General features: G+C 50.1%; 1 pseudogene. It reads left to right on the top strand.

The window, feature by feature from the left end:
- Positions 1–1000: pseudogene (locus tag ACHRV0_RS21550) on the top strand (hypothetical protein); the annotation flags it as partial.

Raw genomic sequence — 1000 nt, forward strand, 5'->3', positions numbered from 1 at the left:
GACGGAAAAGACGGAATTGATGGAGCAGTTGGGCCACAAGGTTTACAAGGTATCGCTGGAACCAACGGAGCTGACGGAAAAGACGGAATTGATGGAGCAGTTGGACCGCAAGGATTACAAGGTATTGCTGGAGCAAACGGTGCTGATGGAAAAGACGGAAAAGATGGAATTGATGGAGCTGTTGGACCACAAGGATTACAAGGTATTGCAGGAACAAACGGAGCTGATGGAAAAGACGGAATTGACGGAGCTGTAGGACCACAAGGTTTGCAAGGAATCGCTGGAACTAACGGAGCTGATGGAAAAGACGGAGTTGATGGAGCAGTTGGACCACAAGGTTTACAAGGTATTGCTGGAACTAACGGAGCTGACGGAAATGACGGAAATGACGGAGCAGTTGGACCGCAAGGATTACAAGGAATCGCTGGAGCCAACGGTGCTGACGGAAAAGACGGAGTTGACGGAGCAGTTGGACCACAAGGTTTACAAGGAATCGCTGGAACAAACGGAGCTGACGGAAAAGACGGAGCTGTAGGACCGCAAGGATTACAAGGAATCGCTGGAGCCAACGGAGCTGATGGAAAAGATGGAGTTGACGGAGCAGTAGGACCACAAGGATTACAAGGATTACAAGGTATCGCTGGAACAAACGGAGCTGACGGAAAAGATGGAGTTGACGGAGCAGTAGGATCACAAGGATTACAAGGAATCGCTGGAGCCAACGGAGCTGACGGAAAAGACGGAGCAGTTGGACCGCAAGGATTACAAGGTATTGCTGGAGCAAACGGTGCTGATGGAAAAGACGGAAAAGACGGAATTGATGGAGCAGTTGGGCCACAAGGTTTACAAGGTATCGCTGGAACCAACGGAGCTGACGGAAAAGACGGAATTGATGGAGCAGTTGGGCCACAAGGTTTACAAGGTATCGCTGGAACCAACGGAGCTGACGGAAAAGACGGAATTGATGGAGCAGTTGGACCGCAAGGATTACAAGGTATTG

Origin of the sequence: Flavobacterium sp. FlaQc-30 (assembly GCF_044005885.1) — a bacterium.
Taxonomy (GTDB): Bacteria; Bacteroidota; Bacteroidia; order Flavobacteriales; family Flavobacteriaceae; genus Flavobacterium.